The sequence below is a fragment of the Singulisphaera rosea genome (assembly GCF_054877945.1).
This window is the reverse complement of the sequence record NZ_JBTYIP020000001.1, coordinates 82,525-102,117: the sequence shown is the minus strand read 5'-3', so window position 1 is coordinate 102,117 and position 19,593 is coordinate 82,525. Positions and strand designations below refer to the sequence as shown.

Below are 19,593 nucleotides of genomic sequence, written 5' to 3'. Positions count from 1 at the left end.
AGACTCGGCGATGGGCCCCGACGGATGAATCTCGAGCCTCCGCTCGAGGAACTCTCCCTAGGTTCCCGATCGACCTTGGACCGTGTCCCTCTTCCGAAAAATTATAGGACGGTGAAGACACCCCGCAAGAGTCCCTCATCGACACTCGTCGTCTTTCTTACTCATCTTCTCGCCCGTCGGCGTGCTTCGAGCGCCTCGATGACCTCGGCGAGGGATTTCGTATTCAGGATGTCGGCCGGCCCGAGCCCCGCGCGCCGAGCGACGCCGATGCCGAAATCCAGGTCGGCGATCCCCGCGGTCGAATGCGCATCGGGATTGATCGCAATCATCACCCCTCGAGCTCGGGCTCGTCGACAGTGCGTCGCGTCGAGGTCGAGCCGATACGGACTGGCGTTGATCTCAATCATCGTCCCCGCCTCCGCCGCGGCCTCGATGATCGCGTCGAGGTCGACGGCATAACCGTCCCGCGCGAGCAAGAGCCGTCCCGTCGGGTGCCCCAGCATGGTCACCCTGGGGTTCGAGACGGCCCGGACGATCCGTTCTGTCATTTCCGCACGCGGCATGCCGAATTGCGAATGCACGCTCGCCACGACGTAGTCGAAACCGTCGAGGACCGAGTCGGGATAGTCGAGCGAGCCGTCACCGAGGATGTCGCATTCCGTCCCCTTGAACACCCGGAACGTGTCGCCCAACTGCTTGTTGAGCCGGTCGATCGCCTCCCATTGTTCGGCGACCCGATCGATGCTCAGTCCTCCCGCATAGCCGGCCGACTTCGAGTGGTCGGCGATTCCCAGATACTGGAGTCCGGCCGCTCGGGCGGCCTCGACCATCTCCTCAAGGGTCGCCCCGCCGTCGCTCCAATCCGTGTGGCAGTGGAACGTCCCGGTGAGATCCTCGAGGGTGACCAATCGAGGGATCGGTCCGACCTCGGCCAGTTCGAACTCCCCGGTGTCCTCGCGGAGCTCGGGGGGGATCTCCGCCAGTCCCAACGCGGCGAACACCTCAGCTTCGGTGCGACAGGGGATGGAGCCCTCGGCGCCGGCGAGCTCGTACTCGTTGAGCGTGAGCCCCCGGGAGATCGCGCGTCGACGCATCGCGATGTTGTGGGCTTTCGACCCGGTGAAGTAATGGAGCGCGAACGGGAACTGAGCATCCGAGACCCCGCGGAGGTCGCACTGGACACCGTCCGCCAGGCGGACGCTGGCCTTGGTCGGCCCGTGGGCGAGCACCTTCGCCACCTCGGGGAGCGCGACGAAATGATTCAAGACCGGGATCGGGTCGTCGGCGCTGAAAAGAATGTCGATGTCGCCGATCGTCTCGGCGCGTCGGCGAAGGCTCCCGCAGGACTCGGCCCGGATCACTCCGGGATGCGTTCGCACCGCCTCGAGGATCGGCGAGACGAGTCGACGGGCCTTGCTCTGGAGGATCCGGTCGCCCACCGATTCGATGAAGCTGATCCCTTCGAGGATCTTGGCCTCGGTCTTCGCCCCGAAACCTTTGAGCTCGGCGATCTTCCCCGCTTCCCCGGCGGAACGCAGATCCGCGAGGCTTTCGATCTTCAGCGAGTCGTGCAGGAGCTTGATCTTCTTCGGTCCCAGGCCGGGGACCCGCAGTAGCGCGACCAGGCCCGGAGGTGTCGTCCGTCGGAGCTCGTCGAAGGAGGGAAGATGACCGGTGGTCGAGAGCTGGACGATCTTCGAGAGCATCGTCTCCCCGATCCCCGGGATCTCGGCGAGCGTCCCGTCGACGATCATCGCCGAGAGGTCGGCCGGTAGACTCTTCAATGCCTGTGCGGCGTTGTGATAGGCGCGACACCGGAACGGATTCTCGCCCCTGACCTCGAGCAAGGTCCCCATCTCGTCGAGGACCTGCGCGATTCTCGCGGTTTCCATGGCGTTACCGTCTCCTCCTCATCTTCCACCGGTCATGACGAACGACGGGGTGCTCGTCCGGCCCTGACGACCCGCCGCCCGAATTCGTCCCCAGGATAATCCCCCGCGACCGGAATCGCACGCCCTCGCGCGGACGCCATGACGGCTTCAACGCTCAGGCCGTTTGCGTTTGCATCGACGTTTTGCACACGTCGTGATCGGACCAATCCTGCCCGCGCGACTCGGCAGCGACGCGGGGCGCGGGCCTGATCGCGTCGGCCTTCCATGCCCTCGAATCCTCTCGGCCGGATCGAACGCGAGAATGGCGCGAGGCGATCCAAGCCGGCCGGTCCGAAAACTCGCATCGCCATCCCTCGCGTTGGGGCGCTTCTTGCACAGGTGAAAATCGGCGCGAGTCCTCCAACTCCTAGGAGTCTCACCCTCATTGAAAGAAATCGTTCATCAATGATTGGACTATCGGAAACGGTCTATCACATTACGGGTGTGGCGAGTGACAAGCCTGCACGGCCGCCCCTGGCGAGAATAGGCCGACTGTATTTCCTACACGAAACGCTGAGGTGGCACCTTGAAATCACGAACACTTCCGCGAGCGTGCAGGTATCAAACGGAAACCCTCGAGGCACGCCGCCTCTTGACGACCCTTATTGCCGAAATCGACACGGGGGTCGACCTCTCGAGTCAGACCGATTCACCGTATTACAATTTGGCGAGCGGCTTTAACGCTTATACCCAGCAGGGCGCGGCCGCCGACGGCAGCAATATCGCCGACAACAGTGCGGCCGGCGGCCACGGCCACGGGTCGACTGTCGCCGACTCGATCGTCTCGGGGATCGTCGCGGCCAAGTCCCACGCCGGCGCAAGCACGGCCGACGTGAAGATCATGCCGATCCGCGTCACCGACAACACGGGACAATTGGGCGCCAATACCTTCAGTTCCATCCTCAGGGGGATCTTCTACGCGGCGTATAACCACGCGTCGGTGATCAACATCAGCATCCTGATCGAGGAGGCCGGCGACACGGCAATCAGCCTCCCCAATAATCCCGACCCCTCCTACTCCAACGCCAATCCCACGTATCAAGACGCCCTCGACTACGCCCGCTCCAAGGGGGCGCTCGTCGTCACCGGGGCCGGAAACGACCACATCAACATCGACAGCACCGACAAGACTGTCAACACTTATCTTCCTTATCATTTGTTCCCGGCTTACACGTCCGCAGATAATCTCATCGTCGCCGCGTCGACGACCGCGTCGGGCGGGCTGACTTCCGTCTCGAACTTCGGTGCGACGCATGTCGACCTCGGGACGCCGGCGTTCCAGGACGCGACCTCGTTCGCGGCCGGTTACGTCAGCGGAATCACCGGGGTGGTCGCCGCGCTGACCCCCGCGATGTCGGCGACGGACCGGGTCAATCTCGTCGAGTCGACCGCGAGCCCCTCGCCGGCTCTCGTCGGCCTCGTCAAGACGGGGGCCGTGATCGACCCGGCCGCGGCGGTTCAAACGGCTCTTGCCCCGAAGGTGACAGGACAGGCGACCGCCACTCCGTCGACGGTCGGCGGGACCTCGACAACACTCACGGTCTCCGGCTCCGCGGGGACCGGCGTCAGCTACACCTGGTCGGTCGTGAAAGGGCAGGGGGTCACGTTCAGCCCCTCGGGCCGAAATGGGACCGACTCGGCCTCGACGCTCGGGGCCAGCTTCTCGGCGCCCGGAAGCTACCTCTTCCGGGTCACGATCACCGCGGCCTCGGGCCAGAGCGTCACGAGCGACGTCCCGGTTACGGTCGTCTCGACCGCGACCTCCGTGTCCATCCAGCCCTCGAGCGACACGGTCGTGGATGGTGGGACCCTGACGTTCTCGGCTAACGTCCTCGACCAATTCGGTAAGGCCCTGACGACGCAGCCCTCCCTCACATGGTCCGTCGCGAGCGGGGGCGTCGGTGGCAGCGTGGATGCGGCCGGGAGGTTCACCGCACCGGCGTCGGGCGTAGGCATTTCTACCGTCAAGGCCGTGACCGGGTCTGCCAGCCGATCGGTCCAGATCCACGTCACCGCACCCTCAGGTGCGGCGCCGACGGGCAACGACTCTGACGACTCGGACGATTCAGAAGCTCCGTCGAACGTCGCCGCGACTCCTGAAACCGATGACGAGGCCTCGTCGACGACCTCCGTGGTTACGATTCCGACCGTTGGCCGTCGTGGGCGGGTGCATGCCGCCGCCGTTCGGCCGGCGATCCTCTCCCGGGTCGCCGCACGCTCGGTCGGTCATGCGGGCTCACAGGCTGGGACGAGCACCCCGCTGGCGTCCCACGCTGCTCCTTCGCAGCGTGTGGTGAGGTTGGAAGGACGTCCCGAGTCGGGGATGGGACGCCGCTCGAGGCACCTCCCGTTCTACCTCCGAATTCGGAACGACTTCGGCCTGTAAGAACTTCGTCGGCGACGATGGTGGGCGTTGGTCGACTCCACGCGACAACCCTCGTCGCCGACGACTCGAGCGTTCGGCTCATTTCGGTTGACCGACCTCATGCCGTGAGGTCGGGGACCTCGAACGGCTTGCGGTATTCCCGGCGAGAGAGAGCATTGGCGGCGTCGGCGAAGTCGCCGACGAAGCGGCCACTCTTCGGGTCGAGGGTCACCCAGGGGCCGAGGGTGGCCGAAGTGGCGTCGAGGTTGACGCCGTTCTCACCCAGGTAGCCGCGGCAGCGGTCGAACGCATCGGCCATCTCGCCGTTGCTCGAGATCGAGGCCCGGATCGCGTCGGGTGTCGACGCCTTGCCGAGCCGGTGCGAGACGTTGGCCATGTGGCAGCCTGCTGTCGAACGATGACCCTCGATCGCCTCGGCCCCGAGGTCGCTGGTCTTCCGGCTTCGTACTCCGTTCAGGAACGCGGTCAGGTGGGTGATCTCGAGTGCCTTGGGGCTGTCGCCTGTCCCGAGGTCGTGGATCTTCTTCCCGTCCCGGTCGTAGATGGCTCCGCCGCCGGAGTCGCCCGCGAAATAGCCCCCTTCGCAGTCGATCACGATGCCTTTGTTCTGGCCTCGGAACTTCCCCATCGTCTGCGCACCCTTGCCGCTCCCGACGTTGCGGACCTCGCAGATGATCGGAGCCGGCTGGAAATCGAGGAAGGCGATCTGGGTGTTGGCCGTTTCGCCGCTGTCGTGAAATGCGAACCGACCGCCGATGCTCATGGCGCGCGGCGGGGTCTGGTCTTGCCCGAGTGCCAGGCGGCAGACGTCGATGACGTGGATGCCGTTGTTCCCCATCTCGCCGTTGCCCGTATCCCAGAACCAGTGCCACTCGTAGTGCATCTGCTTGCGCATAAGGGGGATCTTGGGGGCCGGGCCGCACCAGAGGTCATAATTCGCGGTGCTCGGCGGCTGAGTCGGTGTCTGGACGGTCCCGATGCCGTCGCGGGCCCTGTAGACGAGCGCGTGCGCGAAACGGATGGCCCCGAACTCGCCCCCGCGAAGCCGCTCGAAGACGCGACGGAGGAAGGCGCTCGAGCGGTTCTGCGTGCCGACCTGGACCATTCGGCCATACTTGCGGGCGGCCGCCACCATCTGCTGGCCTTCCCAGAGGTTGTATGAGAACGGCTTCTCGACGTACACGTCCTTGCCGGCCTGGCAGGCCCAGACGGTCGCCAGGGCGTGCCAGTGGTTCGGCAAGGCGACGATCACCGCATCGATGTCCTTGTCGTCGAAGACTTCGCGAGGGTCGTGGTAGGTCTTGACCTTCCCCTCGTGGCTTCGAGCCGCCTCGACCTCGCGGTCGAGGTGGGCCTGGTCCGCGTCGCAAAGTCCGGCGATTTTCACCCCGGGGATCTCGCGGAGTCGGCCGATGAGCTGATGTCCGCGGCCTCCCACACCGCCGACCGCCGTGGTCGACCCCAGGCCGATCACCGCAAGGTTCACCGTATCATTCGGGCCGATCGACCGGGTCCCCTCGCCGAGCATGATCCGAGGCATCCCCAAAGCCAGGCCAGCCGTCATCGAACCACTCAGGAAGTTCCGGCGTGTGATCGGTTTCATGTCCTGGCTCACCTTGGGTCTTGAGGCATCGGTTGGAACGAACGCTCATGAAACGAGGGACCGATCGGGTTGGAGGGGATCGTCACCCTCCAGCCCGCAGATCAAAGACTATTACGTATGCCTCGACGCGTCGACCCACCACCGGGGCAATCAGCCGGGTGGCTGGGAAAAGGGTTGGGAAGGGTGCGGATCTCGAACCTCGGCTTTTTCTCAAAAACCGGGGCTCTGCCGCGGTCAGATCCGACCCAGGAATTTTGGAGTGCCGACGTCTATTGGAGCAGAACCCCGGCTTTTAAGAAGAAACCGGGGTTCGAGACGTTCATCAGCCTGCATTGCAGGAATGATAGGCTTGTTCGTCTTTAAATGTAGACACGTTTGTTGAAAATGTACCATTCCAGCAGGACGACGCCGAGAGCCAGCATGGCGAGCGGCTTCCACCAGTCTTTCCGGCTGGGGCGAGTCTTGCCGATCCCCGCGACGGGGCTGTAGCCGATCTTGATCTTGTAGGCTTCCGCCTGGGAGGAATTGGGGTCGATCCCCTCGGGGACGAGGCCGCGGGTGGCCAGGTCGCTCTCGCGCGAGTCGAACTGGTTGACGGCGAAGGCGAGCATCCCTTCGGGTTCCCAGCGGGCGTGGTAGATCCCGGTCGTGTCGGCGTGGTTGTCGATGTAGGTCCCCTGCGGTGTGCGAGTGAGGCCTTCGACCTTGGCGTTGGGGCTGGTGACTTTCACGTCCCCCTTCGACACCTCGGCGCGGATGACGACGGGCTGGCCGGGGAGGTGGACCTCGTCGCCGGACGACTCGCGGGCGTTGCCGAGGACCTGGAGGCTGTTGAAGAGGAAGAGGGGGAAGCTGATGTTTCGATACCAGTTGGTGTTGAACTTGTCGCCGTCCATGAGGGGGAATGCGATCACCGTGTCGGAGAAGCCCTGGCGCGGGGCGATGAAGGCGAGCGGCCCTTTATCGCTCTCAATAAGCGTACTCGAACCGGGGGGTGGCTCCACGACGGTCGCCTTGAGGATGGCGACGGTCGGGAGGTCGCGGACGAACTGCATGAGCGGATGGCCCGCGTCCCAGTCGAGGATGATCGGCTGCTCTAGCGCCTTCGTCTTCTCGTAAGCGGCGCCGGGGGGCATCGTGCCGAAATAGAGGGCGTTCGCCTCGGGCGGCGCGGAGGGGCGGGCGTTGTCATAGATGACGAGGTCGTACCGGCCGGAGTTGATCAAACGCATTACGTCGTCCGACTTGAGCTCGGCCGGGGCGATCACTGTAACGTCGGCCCGCTCGGTTGCGGTCGGCGTCTTCAGGGTGTCGACGAGGTAGCGATTCCCCGAGGTGACGAGCAGGACCTGGGCCTTGCGCGGGTTGCCGACGACGGCATAGGCACGGTCGTCGAGCGGCAACGAGTCGCGCTCGGTCAAGCGGACCTCGAGCTCGGCCAAGCCCGTGTCGGGGAGCTCGAACTTGAAGGACTGGTCGCTCTTGGGCCCGAGCTTCAGCGCGATGGCATCGATGAGTGCGCCCGGGCTGCCCGGCTTCTTGGGATCGAGCCGGAGGAGCTGCGCCTCAGTCGAGACCGTCTCGGCCCGATAGTTGTGGACTCGGCCGAAGACCTGGTACTGGTCGGGCTTGTCGTCGTTCCGGCGAGTCTGGAGCGCGAGGATGGCAAGGTTGTCCGACGGGTTCTTCTTGCTCGCGCCGCTCGTGGCCTTGAGTTCCGGCGAGTCGGTGATCGGGGGAGGGGGGGGGCCGATCACGACGACCTGGGGCTCGAGGTTGCCCAGGCTGAAACCTTCGACGTCGGAGAAGCCGCCGTCGGTGTAGATCATCAGCTTGGGGGGGACGACCGAGGTTGCGACCTCCCCTTCGCCGAACTGCTTCGCGGGGTTGGCCAGGCCGGATGAGACTTCGAGCGCTTCGCGGAGCGACGTCGAACTCTCGCTCGCGGCGATCCCATCGATCCGACTGCGGAGGAGGTTGCGGTCGCCCGTGTAGTTGGAGACGACTCGAGCCCGGTCCGAGAACGTGATGACCATCGCGAGGTCGTCCGACTCCATGGCATCGACGAGCTTCTTGGCCTCTTCCTTGGCGCGAGCGAGTCGGCTCGGCTTGACGTCGGTGGCGGACATGCTCGCCGAGTTGTCGATGGTCAGCACGTAGCGCTGGCCTTGCGTGCTGGTCCCCTTGACCTTCGGCCCGGCCAGCGCGAGCATCGCCAGCACGATGGCGAGGAGTTGCAAGAACAGGAGGAGGTTCTTCCGCAGCCGTTGGAAGAGGCTGTTGACGTGCAGGTCTTCGAGGCTCCGTCTCCAAAGCAAGGTGCTCGCGACCTGGACCGGCCGCCGGCGGAGCTTGAGGAAGTAGAGCGCGATGATCCCGACGGGGATTCCCGCCAGGACGGCCCACTCCATTCCGCCGATCGGGCTAGAGAACTGGACGGGGAAACTGGCGCGACTCAGGCTCCCGAAATTCATACCGGTCGACCTCGCTCTAGGGCCTCGCGGACGAGGCGTCGCGGTTTTTTTGAGGGTTCGGTGCGGGTATTTTTCGTGGGGTGGGCATCGCCCACAGGGCCTTCCGGAATGTCGGTGGGCGATGCCCACCTACCCGGATCTGGCGATCAGAGCTCCGGCTCGCGTTCGGGGGAGCCGGGGCGTTCCCCTTTTCGTCTGCGGATCATCATGTAGAGGAGGTAGGCGATCAGGGCCGCCGAGAATCCGAAGAAGACCCAAGGATCATTCACATCCCACATCAGAATCGTTCCATCCCAGGGCCTATTTCACCAATCCGCGCTCGCGGAGATAGTTCAGGATCAGCTTGTCGAAGGGGTTATGGTTGGTGGTGAAGATATAAGTGATCCCGCGTTTCGTGCACCAGGTCTTGAGGCCTCCGACGAAGGCCTCGAGGTTCTCTCGGTAGCGCTTCAGGAGCGGGGCGCTGACGGTGATCTCGGTGACGTCCTCGTCCTCGGAGTCGACGAGGCGGAGGTCGCCGACGAGCTCGGGCTCGACCTCTTCCTGGCTCAAGACGTGGACGACGTAGATGTCCATGTTCCGGGCGAGGAGATAGCGGAGGGCGTCCTCATATCCCCGTTTGTCGAGGAAATCGGAGATGACGACGACGACGCCTTTGCCCGCGTGCTTGATCGCGAAGGCCTTGGCGGCGGCCGTCAGGTCGCTCGCGCCGGAGGCCTTGAGCTTGTCGAGATACTGGACGACGCGCCACATCTGCGAGCGACCCCGGACGCTCGGCATCCCGGCGTCGAGCGTCGTGCTGAACGTGTCGAGGAGCACGCGGTCGTGATTCACGAGCCCGATGAAAGCGAGTGCGGCGGCGACCTGCTTGCCGTAATGGAGCTTGGTCGGCTCGCCGAAGTCCATCGACAGGCTGGTGTCGAGCAAGGTGTAGAAGTGGAGGTCTTCTTCCTCGAGGAACAGCTTGAGGAAGAGCTTGTCGAGCCGGCCGTAGACGTTCCAGTCGATGTGCCGGAGGTCGTCGCCGACCGAGTAATTGCGGTGGTCGGCGAATTCGACCGAGGAGCCCCGCCGCTTGCTCTTGCGTTCCCCCTTCATCCGGCCGACGAAAATCTTGCGGCTGACGAGCTCGAGCTGCTCGAGCTTGTGGAGGAATTCGGGGTCGAGCAGGGGAGGGGCCTTGGTCTCGGTCATCGCGAGTTCATCCCATCCAGTCGGAGATCAGGAAGAGGGCGAGCATCAAGGTGGCGGCGACCCCGAGGCCGACCAGCCAGGGGATGAGCGCCGCGAGGAAGATCGTCCATCGAGCCCGGAGGCCTAGAGAGCGGCGACGGTGGAGGAACCCGAGGGCGGTGAACCAGCTCTCGAGGATTACCAGGGTCCCGCCGAGGGTGGTGATGACCGCCACCATCGGTTGGGCGCTCCAGACCAGGGATGACGCCGCGAAGAGCGAGACGCACAGGGTCACCAGGCAGACGATGTCGCCCTTGGTGAAGGCCAGCTTCTCGGCTTGCGGCGGGTTCCAGGGCACGGGCGCCGGGGGTGGATTGTAGATGTCGTGCATGGTGTCATTCCTTCACAGACCTCCTGGCGCCTCGGGCTCGAGGCGAAGGCGAGGGGCCTTCGCCCGAGCCGCTCCGTGGCGGAGCGGTTCACCCGGCCTTGGCGATTGCCGCTTTCTCCTCAGCCTTCTCGGGCACGGAGTCGAGCACCTTCAGCAAGACGTCGTCGGAGTTGACGCCTTCGGCCTGGGCCTCGAAATTCATGAGCACCCGGTGCCGGAGGCTGGGGAGATAGACGCGGCGGAGATCCTCAAAGCTCACGTTGTAACGTCCATCGAGCAGGGCGCGGACCTTGGCGGCGAGGACGAGAGTCTGGACGCCGCGAGGGCTGCTCCCCCATCGAATGTACTGGTTCGTCACGTCGGCGGCAAAGGGCCCCTCCGGGTGGGTCGCGAGCGCGAGCCGGATCGCGTAGTCCTGGACGTGGGGTGCGACGATCACGTCACGGGCGAGCCCTTGCATCTTGATGAGGGTCTCTCCGTCGATCACTCGCTCGGCGCTCGGGCGCTCGCCGCGGGTCGTCCGGTCGAGGATGACGCTCAGCTCTTCGCGGGTCGAGTACCCGACGACGAGTTTGAACAAGAACCGGTCGAGCTGGGCCTCGGGGAGGGGATAGGTCCCTTCCTGCTCGATCGGGTTCTGCGTCGCCATGACGAAGAACGGCTGCTTGAGCTTATGGATCGTCCCTCCCACCGTCACCGAGTGCTCCTGCATGGCCTCCAGGAGTGCCGACTGGGTCTTCGGCGTGGCGCGATTGATCTCGTCGGCGAGGACGATCTGCGAGAAGATCGGCCCCTTCTGGAAGTCGAACACCCGGCGTCCGTCGGGACCCTCCATAACGATGTTGGTGCCGATGATGTCGGCGGGCATCAGGTCGGGGGTGAACTGGATCCGGTTGAAGTCGAGCGAGAGGGCATCGGCCAGGGTCTTCACGAGCAGCGTCTTGCCGAGCCCGGGCACTCCTTCCAGAAGCGCGTGCCCGCCGACGAACAGGCAAGTCAGGACGCCGTGGACGATGTCCTCGTGGCCGACGATCACCTTGGCGATCTCGGCTTTGACCCGGTTATACGCCGAACGAAACTCGTCGGCCCGGGCTTCCATCGTGGCGGACTCGGCGGTGGACATCGCGTTGCGTCCTCGTCGTGAAAACTGGGGGAGTTGCCCACCGTCCGGTGGTCTTAATGTCTCGTTCGAAACCTGCTTTTTTTAAAAAACGGGTTTCTGGCGCTCTCGATGTCGAAGTCGCCCTGGGATTTCAGGGTGCGTCCCGTCAGAAACCCGTTTTTTAAGGAAAAAACGGGTTTCGGGGCTGGAGCGAAACCTCGAAATGTTGGCGCTCATGAGGGCTTGCCCTCGTTCTTCTCTTTGTCCTTGTCTCGCTCTTCCCAGACCTTCTGCTTGGCCTTCAACAGCCGGTTGGTGTAGCTTTCGGGCTCGGAGGCCTTGGCGGCGTCGGGCCCGAGGCTCGGGCCACTCGGGGGCGTATTCGCAGGGCGCTTGGGTTCGGTGGAACTGGTCCCTCGGAGGAGCGGCTCGTCGCGGAGGGCCTCCGCGACGGATGCCGCGGGAGGCGCCTCGTAGCGAATGTTCGACCGCGAACGTTCGAGCTGTTCGCCGACCTCGGCCTTCTTGCCCTTGAGCTTCTCCAGGTATTCGACCGGAGGGGCGACTTCCTGGCCGCGGAGCTTCTTCCACTGGTCGGCGACCGTCTTCCGCATCCGGTCGAAGTCGGGCGAGACGCGGCGGACGGCGACGTCACCGAGGAAGAGGATGGCGGAGAGCCAGAGCAGGTTGGGCCAGAGGTCTGAGTAGGCTTGGGGGTTCTTCAGCTTCGGTTCGCGGCGGAAGTGGTCGACCGCTTCGACGGTTTGGGGGAGGTCCCGGCGGCCGTCGGCCCGATACTTCCAGTTCGTGACCTGCCCGTCGGTGAGGCTGGCGATCGAGTCAAGAGTCGCCGGGTTCGAGCGGAGCTCGCGATACTCGTCGGAGTAGGGGACGGACACGCCCGAGGAGATGAACCCCTGGACCCCGTCCGAGCCTCGATAGCCGAGACTGACGAAGTAGTTGCCACTCGCCTCGGCGTCGTTGAAGGTCCCTTCGTACTTGCCCGGCGCCGTCTGGACCAGCTCGATGCTCGATCGCTTCAGGTCGGGGCTGACGACGGTCCCCTGAATCTCCAGGAAGTTGAGGAACTGGTTCTCCTTGTCGAGCGCGTCGATGACGACCTTCACCCGCCCTTCCTCGCGACGGACGTTCAGCGTCAGGTTGCCGGGGTCGACCGGCCGCATCGACCAGCGGATGATCTGGGACCAGAAGGCAGCATAGCTCTCCCAGTCGGGCCACGACTTCGCCCAGCGCCGGCCGGCGTCGGACGTGAAGGCGACGGAACGCCCAAGGCCGTACGTCCAGTGGGCGAGCACCGGGTTGACCTGGCCGGTCGGCAAGGGCGACGTGATCGGCGCCTCGACCAGCTCGTTCTCCTTCAGACTCGTCAGGACGATACCGTTGACCGGTGGGATATTCTGCGGGAGGCCGATCACGGGCTCGCTCAGGTAGTTGACCTGCAGCGCCCAGGGGGTCTCACGTTCGAAGATAAGCGGGCGAGAGATCGTCCGGGCTTCTTTTTGATAGATCCGCGGCAGGGCCTTCGGATTGGTGACGTTGTAGAACCGGCCCTTCGTCCGGTTTGCGAGATTTCGCATCCGGTTGAAGGCATCGGGATCATTGCCGTGGGCGGCGGTGAGCACCGCGGTCACGGTGATCTTGTTCTTCACGAGCTGGTTGATGACCTGGTTCGTGGGCGAGGTGGGGTCGCCGTCGCTGATGATGACGATGTGGCGCGACATCGCGTCCTTCACGCCCATCAAGCCCTTCATCGCCATCTGGAGCGAGGGGTCGAAGTCGGGCATGTCGCCCGGTGTCATGCGGTCGATCGCCCGGAGCATCACCGGCCGGCCTCCGCCGATGGCGCGGAGGGTGAACAGCCAGGCTTCCTGGCCTTCCCAGTGGAGCATCCCCGCGTAGTCGTAGGTCGAGAGGGCGTTGAGGGCCGCCTTGGCGACGACCTTCTGCCAGTAGTTCCCTTCAGGGATCTCGCTGGCGTGCATGATCAGGACCATGGCACCGAGGCCCTGGACCTTCAGGGCCTTGATCTGCATGTCGACCGGGAGTGCCTTCTCGACCGGTGTGTTCATCCAACCCCCGGCGCCGAAGCTCTCGCGGCCGCCGATCATCACGAGGCCGCTCCCCATGTCGTGGACGTTCGACTCGAGGAGCTGGTGCTGGGCCTCCGTGAACGAATCTTTGGGGACGTTGGCGAGGATCACCGTGTCGTAGGCCTGGAGCTGGGCCAGGTCGGTCGGCAGCGAGTCGCCCCCCACGGCCCCCGACCCGTCGATCCGGGGCGCGACCAACGTCGTGACCTCAAGCTTCTTCTCGCGGAGGGCCCGGACGAGCTCGACGTGCTCCCCCGCGGTCCCTTCGATCAAGAGGACCTGGGCGGTCCCTCGGGCGTGGGTGAACCCCTCGGCGACGTTGTTCTTCGCCCGACGGTCGCCGCTCCCCTCCTCGGGGATGAATTCGGCGGTGAACGTATAAAAATTCGGTTCGTTGATCTGCTGCCGGAGGTTGAAGACGTTGATGCCCCGCTTGAGATCGACCGGCTGGGGCTTTTCGTTCCCGGGGGCGGGGGCGCGGTAGTTGTCCGCCTTCTGGAAGATCTGGAGCGTGCCTCGGGTCGGCTCGCTGGCGCGGACCACGACGTTGATGTTGACCGTCTCCCCCTTCTTCACGTCCGGGGGGATCGAGACTTTTTCGACCAGCACTTCCTTGTCGTAGTGATACTCGAGCGGGAGGACGTCGATCTGGACGCCCAGGTCCCTGGCGGCGATCGCCTGCTCGATCGCGTTGCCTCGGTTCTCGTTGCCGTCGGAGACGATCACGATCCGGCGGGCGGTGTCTTCGGGGAAGGTCGCGAGCGCGAGCTTGATTGCCGAGCCGAGGTCGGTGTATTCGGAGTCGATCTGGCTCTCGATCCCGAGAGGGTTGAGCTCGGTCGGGGCAGGCGGGGCCTCGACCCTCGGATCCTTGCCGAACACGATCATGCCCGCGAGGTCATCCTTGCGACGCTTGTTCGACGCGGCCGAGACGTAGTCGAGGGTCGGCCCCTGGAGCTCGCGCGGGACGCTCTGCGAGCCGTCGACGAGGAACATCGTCGTCAGGCGGTCGCTCCTGCGGACCGTCTGCAACTCGGCGAGCGCGAGCACGATCAGGGTCACGACCACGGTCCGGATCAGGATCGCGACCGCCCGGCGGACGGCACCGAGGCCCGCAAGGCTCCGGAAGCTGACCAGGATCAACGGGGGGATGATCAGCGGCAAGAGCAAGAGCCACCAGGGCTGACCTACCGAGACCGAATAGTTCCCGAGCATCGTCGCACGAGCCTCCTTCGACGGCCGTTAGAGGCGGAATCTCTGGACGCGGTGGTTGTTCGAGTCGATCACCGAGACCGCTCCCGTGTGGTCGATGGCCAGGGCGAAGGGGTTATACAACTGGCCGGGTTGCCGGCCCGCGTTCCCCCAGACGGCCAGCGACTTGCCGTCACGCGTGAACTTCTGCACGCGATGGTTCCCGTATTCGCAAACGTAAATCGACTTGTCGGGCCCCAGGGCGATGTCGTAGGGATACGAGAGCTGGCCCGAGGCCGGTCCGCGGGTCCCCCATGACCTCAGGAGCTTGCCCTGGGTGTCGAAGACCTGGATCCGATGGTTGCAACTGTCCGCGACGTAGAGCTGATCGTCTTCGTCGATCGCCAGGGCACGCGGCTTGAGGAACTCGCCGGGCGCGTAGCCGTGGCCGCCCCAACCGCGGAGCCACTTGCCTTTCGGGTCGAAGACCTGCACCCGGTCATTCTCGCCGTAGTCGGCGACGTAGAAATTGCCCGCACGGTCGATCACGACGTCCGTCGGATACCCGAAGCGGCCGTCCGTCGACCCCTGGACGCCGTCGCCGATCTGGAAGAGCAACTCGCCGACCCTCGAATAGACGAGGACGCGGTAGAAATGCGTGTCCGCGACTAGAAGTCGGCCGTAACGATCCACGGTCAGGCCGCTCGCACCGTCAACGTTGAATTCGGGAGTCGACCAACCCCGGAGGTAATGGCCGTCGCGGTCGAAGACCTGGATGCGATCCGTGAGGTCGGCGAGGAACAGGTGGTTGTCGGCGTCGAACGCGGCGGCCCTCGGCTTGTGGAGCCAGCCGGGCTTGGTGCCGTGGATCCCCCAGACCAGATCGGCTTGGGACGAACCCGAGCCGTCGCACCCCGCAACGCACGCGACGAGGATCATCCCGAGCCAGAAGGCCGCGATCGGGGATGACTTCATGCGGTGAGATCCTCGTTGAGATGCGAATGCCAAGGGGTATTCATCGAGATCCCCTCGTCAACTTCGCGGACGGACGCGACCCACCGTCGGACCGATTCCGGCTTCCCGAAGGTCGAGGCACGGCAGTGCCGTCGAACCGAGTCGAATCGATCGGGGACGCCCCAGCCATTGGGAGTGGTCCCGTCTTTTCGTAGACTCTACTAGGCGCGTTGTCTCCGACGCAAGTCCGAGAGGCTTCGTTTTTTCACCCTTTCCCGAATCACGAGTGTGGGTCCGCGCGTGGGCAAGTTCGTATCCGTCTGTCGGGTTGAGGATGTCCCCGAGGGCCGGGGATTGGCCGTGGAGATCGAGGGCCTCCGCGTCGCGGTTTTCAACGACGGAGGCGCGTTCCACGCCCTCCTCGGCCGCTGCCCGCATGCCAATGGTCCAATGGGCATGGCCTGGATCGAGGAAGGGGAAGCGGTCTGCCCACTCCACCAGTGGCGATTCAAACTCTCGACGGGCCGTTGCACCACGGTCCGCGGCGAGTCGCTCCACGTCTTCCGGTGCGAGGTCCGAGGTGAGGAGATTTGGGTCGAGGCCTAGAACAGAGAACATTCGAGTGGCAACTTTTCGATACGAGCCCGAGGCGCCAGCGAGTGGATCCTCTTCGATTTCTCGCGAGGAATATCACTCGCTGACGCCTCGGGTTTGTGAGGAATCGTTGCCCTCAGAGCCAGACTTTGAGCCGGCCTCGAAGCGATTCGGGGAGCCGCTTGTCGATGATCCGCTGGATCTGGTCAGGATGGAGCCTCGTGCTGAAGTGTGAGGCGACGATCACCTCGTTTTCGAATCGCTCGCTCCGGGCGAGGATGTCGTCGAGGTGGGTGTGCCCGAACTTGTGGATGACCGAGGCCCGCTCGCCCGGGGCGACGAAGGTCATCTCCATGATCAGGATCTCGGCGCGGTAGACCTCGGGCAAGGCGTCGATTCCGGCGGGCGCGGTGTCGCCGAGGTAGGCGACCTTGGGGATCCGGATCTCGGCCGAGACCTCGACGCCCGAGAGCCGCAAGTCACGGATCTCCTCGCCGGAAAGATGCTGATGCTCCGGCTTGAGCTTCTTGCGACGCTCCCAGACCAGAAATCCGAGAGACGGCACCGTGTGCTTGGTCGCGAACACCTTGACCACCAACTCGCGCGAGAGCTCGATCTCCTGCCCTGCATGGATCGGGACGAGGTTGGCCGGGAGCCGGCCCCGGTCGAGTTTTTGGAAGGCGCGGAGGAGCATCTCGACCCCGTCGATCGCGTCGGCGGGGAGGTAGATGGTCGGCGGCTCCATCTTCATCATCCGACGCCTGGCGACGTAGACGGGCAAGGCCGCGATGTGGTCGAGGTGGGCGTGCGACACGAACCACGTCGGCGTCGACATGAACGACCACGGCTGAGCCCCCAGGTCGAAGCCCAGCTTCAGCTCGGGGATCCGCCAGTAGGTCTGGACCGCCGCCCGCGAATACCCCTCGATCGTCAGCCCTTTGTGGACCAGCGACCGCACTGGTGCATTGTCCACGGGGTGATCGAGCGATTCCACCGTCGTCTCAAGGTCGGAAGCCAACGACCCACTCCTTTTCTCTGCGTTTACCAAATCCCCGACCACCCGGAGACCCCGAGCTCGAGATCGGCGCCCTGACCATACCCGGCGTCACAAAGATCCCTCGCACACAAGCGACGATCCGCGAGACCAGACGACGGGGAACTGGCGTTCCCGAGGTCATCGAGTACGGGGAAGGGAGACCAACCCATCCCGCAGCTTTCGCGCACCGACCGCCGAGTGCCAGGATCTCTGACCGGGGAGTCGCTAGGCAAACCACCCATTATAGTCGAGGCGAGCCAGGTCACGAAATGCCTGCCGAGAGGGCGCGACTCGCGAAAACCCTCGAAAGTCCTGCGGTCAACGCCGCAGTCTGTCCCGGTAGACCCCGAGGCTTCGAAGAACCCGAACCAAGGCCCGCATCGATGTGAACTCCCACCGGGAGGGGCAATGAGTGCACACTGGAACTGCGGCTTTCTTAGGATTCTTGAGTTCGTACTTCTGGATTGGGTAAATTTTCACGAATGGAAATTCGTGGTTGCAAGGATGATGACGAATGAGGCTGTGGCCGATCCTCGTCTGTTGGACGAGAACTTGGGCAATCCATCGATCGTCCGCCCGTTTCATCGAAGAAAATAGAGGTTGAGGTCGTACCCAGGCCACGCCCATCGTCGCTAACCCTGCGACCCTGAAGACGACGAGAAGACAGTTCCACATCGATCCGGAGCTCCTCGGACCGGGTTCGACCGGGCCTCGGGAGCCCGACCCGCTCATGACGGTCGACAACACATTCAAGACGATGTTGTTCTGGATCGTCTCTCGGGCGAACAACTGCACCTATTGCCAGGGGCACCAGGAGGTCAAGCTCGTCGCCGACGGGATCAAGGAGGATACGATCGCCGCGCTCGACGGGGACTGGTCGGAGTTCACGCCCGCCGAACGTGCCGCATTCGCGTTCACCAGGAAGCTCACGTCCGAACCCGACAAGCTGAGCGACGCCGACATTCCGGGACTTCGCAAGTATTATCAGGATCTTCAGCTCCTCGAGATGGTCTGTTCCGTCGCGGGGAACAACGCCATCAACTGATGGAAAGAAGGGGCTGGAGTGCCCCAGTCGCAGGGAGGGGGGGGCGGTGCTCGGTCCGAGAGAGGTAACGCCGAGGCGACGAGCCGCCCCCCGGAGATGCCGCACAGCTATCTGACGCCGACTCCCGAGAAGTACCGGAGCCGAGTCACCAAGGTGGCTCCTGTGTGGGGAGATCCGCCGACCGGCGAACCTACGAAAAAGACGGTCACGACTCGACCCTCGCTCGAGTCCTGGGCTGGGGTCGAAAGGGTTCTCAACGTCGCCCGCAAACGCGCTCCGTGACTCATCTCGAGTTTTGAAGCAATAACAGGGTTTGGGATCAGTCTGCCAAACGCCCGCGGAAATCGCCGGCCGGCCGACCACTGGTGCGCGCCCGACGAAACTGGGAAAGTTTCTTGGGACTCCAGTGCAGGCGACGGGCAGACAGGATTCCGCGGCAATGAAGCGACGGACGTTGGTTTTCGGCCCGGCTTATCTCGATCGAGTACTCCGCGTGGACCGGCCTTTAGTCGATCGTCGACTCGGCCCGCCGCTCGATCAGAGCGTGGACGGGAGACTCGAGTCGAGGGAAGGGATCACGATCCTCGACCCGAGCGGTCATACGATCGCAATCGACCCTCCCGAGGACTGGCCGGGACCTTGGGGCCTGATCACACTCTCCAGGAGCCTGATCGGAGGCGCCGGTGCCGATCGGACGGAGGTCAAAGGGACGTTGTGGCAGGATGATCTCGGGGGGATGGGGGCGGGGTACGCGGCGGCGTTCGGTGGGGAGTTGATCAGCGCACTCGGTCCGGAAGGGGACCCGACGAGCGTCGCCGTCGCGGAGGGACTTCGGCGTGCGGGCATTACGCATCGGGCGATCCGGGTCGATGGCCGTCCGGCCGATTGGACCCTGCTGATCAGCAGCGGCCAGTTCGGCGACAAGCTGCCGATCGGTTTCCGAGGATGCCACGCCTCGCTCCGATCGCTCGAGCCCTGGATCCGGGAAAACGGGGACTTGCGGGTCGTCGCGGCGCTCCCGAACGCCCTGGCAGCGATGGCACTCCGGGCCCCCACGCGGGGTGTGAGGCTGTTCGCGCCGGCGATGCGGAACATGGTCGATCGCGATCCCCCGGTGTCCAGCTTCGCCGATGCGATCGAAGTTTTGAGCTGCAACCGCCATGAGTGGGAGTCGCTCGAGGACCGCGAACAGGTGGCCTGGCAGGTCTCGATCCTCTGCGTGACCGACGGCGCGAACGGGAGCCGGGTACGGTTCACGACGCCGACCGGCGAGCCGGGACGCGTCGACGTCCCGGCTTTCCCGAGAGACCTGCCGCCCCGCGACACCAACCGGGCCGGCGAGGCCTTCGCGTCGACACTCGTCGGGACGCTCCTCGATGGCGGCTGGAATGGCGGCGTCGTCGAGGAGGAACTCGTTCGGAACGCGACGATTCGCGGGTCCGCGGCCGCCGCGCTGGTGCTCGACCTGACCGACTTCGGGTTCCCTGACGCCCGCGCGATCGACGAGGCGATCGAACGGGGGAGGGTGTCGGCAGGAAACGGAGACGCTCTCGACATTCTCCGCTAGAATGCACGCGACCGCTCGGGAGTTCCTCGTTCGCG

General features: G+C 64.6%; 14 protein-coding genes. 4 read left to right on the top strand and 10 right to left on the bottom strand.

What is annotated here, in order from left to right; all coding sequences use genetic code 11:
* Window positions 1–161: 161 nt before the first annotated feature.
* The gene (gene polX / locus ACYOEI_RS00430) at window positions 162–1,892 is read right to left on the bottom strand and encodes a DNA polymerase/3'-5' exonuclease PolX (RefSeq protein WP_462847273.1); all 1,731 of its coding nucleotides are present in this window, start codon (window positions 1,890–1,892) and stop codon (window positions 162–164) included.
* Between the two features lie 631 nt (window positions 1,893–2,523).
* Here polX and ACYOEI_RS00425 point away from each other — a divergent pair.
* Entirely contained in the window at window positions 2,524–4,317 is a 1,794-nt protein-coding gene (locus tag ACYOEI_RS00425; RefSeq protein ID WP_462847272.1) for a PKD domain-containing protein, read from the top strand.
* A 97-nt stretch (window positions 4,318–4,414) separates the two neighbouring features.
* On the opposite strand, the gene ACYOEI_RS00420 is transcribed toward ACYOEI_RS00425, so the two are convergent.
* The 8 genes from ACYOEI_RS00420 to ACYOEI_RS00385 form a co-directional block, all read right to left on the bottom strand.
* Window positions 4,415–5,920: a Gfo/Idh/MocA family protein gene (locus ACYOEI_RS00420; RefSeq protein WP_462847271.1), complete on the bottom strand. Its 1,506-nt coding sequence runs from the start codon at window positions 5,918–5,920 to the stop codon at window positions 4,415–4,417.
* A 359-nt stretch (window positions 5,921–6,279) separates the two neighbouring features.
* Entirely contained in the window at window positions 6,280–8,394 is a 2,115-nt protein-coding gene (locus ACYOEI_RS00415; RefSeq protein WP_462847270.1) for a VWA domain-containing protein, read from the bottom strand.
* A 146-nt stretch (window positions 8,395–8,540) separates the two neighbouring features.
* Window positions 8,541–8,672 carry a hypothetical protein gene (locus ACYOEI_RS00410; RefSeq protein WP_462847269.1) on the bottom strand — a complete coding sequence of 44 codons (132 nt, stop codon included), beginning with the start codon at window positions 8,670–8,672 and terminating at the stop codon, window positions 8,541–8,543.
* Between the two features lie 22 nt (window positions 8,673–8,694).
* Entirely contained in the window at window positions 8,695–9,588 is an 894-nt protein-coding gene (locus ACYOEI_RS00405; RefSeq protein ID WP_462847268.1) for a DUF58 domain-containing protein, read from the bottom strand.
* Between the two features lie 7 nt (window positions 9,589–9,595).
* Entirely contained in the window at window positions 9,596–9,958 is a 363-nt protein-coding gene (locus tag ACYOEI_RS00400) for a hypothetical protein (protein ID WP_462847267.1), read from the bottom strand.
* A gap of 88 nt (window positions 9,959–10,046) precedes the next feature.
* The gene (locus tag ACYOEI_RS00395) at window positions 10,047–11,081 is read right to left on the bottom strand and encodes an AAA family ATPase (protein ID WP_462847266.1); all 1,035 of its coding nucleotides are present in this window, start codon (window positions 11,079–11,081) and stop codon (window positions 10,047–10,049) included.
* Between the two features lie 212 nt (window positions 11,082–11,293).
* Window positions 11,294–14,386, bottom strand: coding sequence for a glutamine amidotransferase (locus tag ACYOEI_RS00390; protein ID WP_462847265.1), 3,093 nt, complete (start codon window positions 14,384–14,386; stop codon window positions 11,294–11,296).
* Between the two features lie 27 nt (window positions 14,387–14,413).
* Window positions 14,414–15,337, bottom strand: a complete 924-nt coding sequence (locus ACYOEI_RS00385; RefSeq protein ID WP_462847264.1) for an NHL repeat-containing protein — start codon at window positions 15,335–15,337, stop codon at window positions 14,414–14,416.
* Between the two features lie 279 nt (window positions 15,338–15,616).
* Between ACYOEI_RS00385 and ACYOEI_RS00380 the strand changes: the two genes are divergently transcribed.
* Window positions 15,617–15,922 carry a Rieske (2Fe-2S) protein gene (locus ACYOEI_RS00380; RefSeq protein WP_462847263.1) on the top strand — a complete coding sequence of 102 codons (306 nt, stop codon included), beginning with the start codon at window positions 15,617–15,619 and terminating at the stop codon, window positions 15,920–15,922.
* A 124-nt stretch (window positions 15,923–16,046) separates the two neighbouring features.
* Here the strand turns inward: ACYOEI_RS00380 and ACYOEI_RS00375 are convergent, their stop codons facing one another.
* The gene (locus tag ACYOEI_RS00375; protein WP_462847262.1) at window positions 16,047–16,928 is read right to left on the bottom strand and encodes an MBL fold metallo-hydrolase; all 882 of its coding nucleotides are present in this window, start codon (window positions 16,926–16,928) and stop codon (window positions 16,047–16,049) included.
* Window positions 16,929–17,676: 748 nt separating this feature from the next.
* On the opposite strand from ACYOEI_RS00375, the gene ACYOEI_RS00370 reads away from it, so the two are divergent.
* Both ACYOEI_RS00370 and ACYOEI_RS00365 read left to right on the top strand, forming a co-directional pair.
* Window positions 17,677–17,991 carry a carboxymuconolactone decarboxylase family protein gene (locus ACYOEI_RS00370; protein WP_462847261.1) on the top strand — a complete coding sequence of 105 codons (315 nt, stop codon included), beginning with the start codon at window positions 17,677–17,679 and terminating at the stop codon, window positions 17,989–17,991.
* Between the two features lie 439 nt (window positions 17,992–18,430).
* Window positions 18,431–19,558 carry a PfkB family carbohydrate kinase gene (locus ACYOEI_RS00365; RefSeq protein WP_462847260.1) on the top strand — a complete coding sequence of 376 codons (1,128 nt, stop codon included), beginning with the start codon at window positions 18,431–18,433 and terminating at the stop codon, window positions 19,556–19,558.
* Window positions 19,559–19,593: the final 35 nt, after the last annotated feature.